General features: G+C 40.8%; 4 protein-coding genes. 2 read left to right on the forward strand and 2 right to left on the reverse strand.

Features of this window, described 5'->3' with window-relative positions; genetic code table 11:
- Together KDK18_RS03240 and KDK18_RS03245 are read left to right on the forward strand one after the other, a co-directional pair.
- The coding region (locus KDK18_RS03240) for a hypothetical protein (protein ID WP_257253179.1) at positions 1 to 283 on the forward strand (283 nt) is incomplete at its 5' end.
- Positions 284 to 1,103: 820 nt separating this feature from the next.
- Positions 1,104 to 1,313: a hypothetical protein gene (locus KDK18_RS03245; protein ID WP_257253180.1), complete on the forward strand. Its 210-nt coding sequence runs from the start codon at positions 1,104 to 1,106 to the stop codon at positions 1,311 to 1,313.
- Positions 1,314 to 1,655: 342 nt separating this feature from the next.
- Here the strand turns inward: KDK18_RS03245 and KDK18_RS03250 are convergent, their stop codons facing one another.
- A complete protein-coding gene (locus tag KDK18_RS03250) occupies positions 1,656 to 2,108 on the reverse strand; it encodes a hypothetical protein (protein WP_257253181.1) in 453 nt (150 codons plus the stop codon).
- A 132-nt stretch (positions 2,109 to 2,240) separates the two neighbouring features.
- Positions 2,241 to 2,945, reverse strand: a complete 705-nt coding sequence (locus tag KDK18_RS03255) for a hypothetical protein (protein ID WP_257253183.1) — start codon at positions 2,943 to 2,945, stop codon at positions 2,241 to 2,243.
- Between the last annotated feature and the right edge of the window lie 26 nt (positions 2,946 to 2,971).

Below are 2,971 nucleotides of genomic sequence, written 5' to 3' on the forward strand. Positions count from 1 at the left end.
TGGTTCAGCCGCGCCGCCGACGGCGGCGTCGGGTGGAGGGGCGAAGCCCCGGAACGAACTTGAACCATTTGTTAGGTGCTATTTTCACTCCGATTTTTCTGATGACACCCAACCCGAAGTCTCTTTTCTCGCCGCTTGCTCAGAACTTTCTGTCAGGCACCTGCTGAGAAAGGCAGAGGAGACGGACTTAAACCCTGAGCAAAAAGCCGAGAAGGTGACCATGCTGAAACTGGCGCGGCACTTTGCCTGTGAGAGATTTGAGTCAAACCGCCAGAAGCACTGAACCCACACCAACCCTTGAGAACGACTCAAATGCCGGACCGCCAGCGGCACGGAACCAAAAAACTAACCAGATTGTTTAAACTAACTGACTGCCACCTGCGGAGAAGGTGACCAAGCTGAAACTGGCGTGAAAGCAAAGGTCAAAAGCTAAAGAACTTGCTCGCCAGAAACACTGAGCCAACCCCAAAACTCGATAGAAGCTCAGAAGCTTGTGCTGGCGTCAAAGCATAGGTCAAAAAATAACAATGCTGATCGCCAGCAAAAACGAAACCCAAAAATCACGACAGATATAGAGTTTTGCCCTCATCTACTGAGCAAAAAAATCTACCGGCACAGACTGACCTCAAAGATTTGAACTCTTGGTATGAGCCTTGGCACCTAACGCTTGAGTTCAGCCGCCGCCGTAGGCGGTCGGCTGGAACGATTTGTTAGGTGCAGCTGCTGGCACGATAAGTTTGCTTCGACTTTGCTGGGAAATAATATTTGTTTGGCACAATGCCTTGCTTGCCAGTTATAAACAAAATGTCGTTTGAAATTGTTGGCACGAACTTACAGGCGGAATTTGCTTGCACAGACTTTATTTTGCTGATTGTGACAACACGGGTGAAACTCGTTTTGCAAGAAAGTGGATCCGATACCCTTATTTTTGTCATTTTCAATAAGGCCAGTAAATGTGTTGGCACATTTTATATTTTGTTGCTTTGAACAACTCTGTGCGTGCTTGATGTATGCACAAGTTAAGCTTGAACTTCTGGAATCTGACGTTGATGTTTGGCACCTAACGCTGGCAGCAAGGGTGGCGAACGCAGTGAGCCATCCCTTTGCCTGTATTTGTTAGCCCGGCAGCCCTGCCGTCTGGGACAATGTTGATAGATGCAGAGGAGTTTCAGCAAAACCTGCACCTGCTGCACCGCTTGAAGTGCATAAAAGTTACCGCTGGAAAACTTGCAGGCAACGCCAATGCTGATACAACTTTTAACTGGTTTAGTGCGCCGGACCAAATACTCATAAACACCGTGAATCCACGCTGACATGCCCAACAAGACACCGCAGATTTTTCATCGACTGACACAGAATCTACAGACATGCATTACTGAGAACTAATCAGAACTGGAATTGACCAGACTGGTTGCTGGCGTAGATTTTGGTTCGTGATTCATCTATTGGAAAAATAGAAAAAACTTTCATACTGCTGTCGGCTAACGCTTGGTTCAGGTGACGCGCCGCAGGTGCGGTCACCTGGTACCACTTGTTATGCGTGGCATGGAAGATTACGATAAGCAGCGAAGGGCTGGATTTATATAATAAGTGCAACCGACAGAAATTTCAGATTTGAGATAGTACTAGTAACTTCTTCCTTTTTATTATGATTTTTATTCATCATGATCTGGGTATTTTATACCTGTATACGTTGATGCAACTAATACTCCTGAGATCAATCCATATGGAACTGTGATCCATCCTATTAAAATTGTACTCCCAATATATAAAAGCCAAAATTTTTGAACTATAAAAATATCACTTAGAGAAAAATTATAAATAGTAAATATGAACCATATTGGCATATGACTTAAAAAGCCTACAATCGCCCCTGATTTACAACTACTTGAAACCACTTTATCTTCATCGATTGAAATCAGCTTGTGACAGATTATACAAGATAATAAAAACGTACATATAGGAGCAATAAAAAAAATCGAATCAAAGTCATTCCGATTGATGGGAAAACTAACGGGAATTTTGTCCATAACATAGTGGGCAATCATGAATGAGCTTGCGCCCCAAAATAAAGATATAAACAATATATAATTAGTTTTTGCACTCATAAGCTACTCATGATTATTTTTTTACGAAGCGCATAACACCAATTTCAGCCGCGCGCCGCCAAGCGCGCCGGGTGGAGGGCGAAGCCCGGAACGAACTGGAAATTTTTGTTATCAGTACCGTTGGCACTGTGCTTAACTGACTCGGCAACGTTTACTCGGTTTATAATTATCCGTACCAGGAAAAAAGCCTTTTTCTTTTATTGCAGGTATGTGTTCTAAAAATGATATTAACTTCCCATTCTCGTCTATTATTTGACAGGCAAAAACCTTGCTCCCTTTTGATTCATATTGATAATACGCTGATATAAAAAGTACTGGCTTGCCGTCTACTCTTAGAGCAAATGGATATAAATTGGTTCTCGTGTTCGGAGATAGTGTTGATTCCGATCTTTCTTGATACAAAAGTTCATCTATTTTTTCTATCACCGCCCAATAACTAACATGATATAGGTTTTTATTAGGGTTTATAGTCGTGCTATTTTCATAAATGAGGCAACTTTCACTTGGCTTATTTTTATTATTAAATATTGGCTTTATATTTTTTCTAAGTTCAATAATATTGCCTGATGAATTAATTTTCACACATGTATATTCATAACTATTGGCATGATTCAATTTACTTTTGAATAGAAAAGCTGTGATTAGATCTTTTTTGTCGTTTGTAAATCCATAGCTCAAACCGAATAGTTCATAACCTACATCATCTGATTCGACTTCACTTTTACCTATTTGATGAAGTACTTCTACATGAACATCGTAGTAATCAAATCTGTAAAGCTCTCCAGCATGCAGACTTAAAGAGAGAATATATAATATTATTAATTTTATAATTTTCATGATCGGTACTCATAACAATATTAATT

It is taken from the genome of Endozoicomonas sp. SESOKO3, from assembly GCF_024606255.1.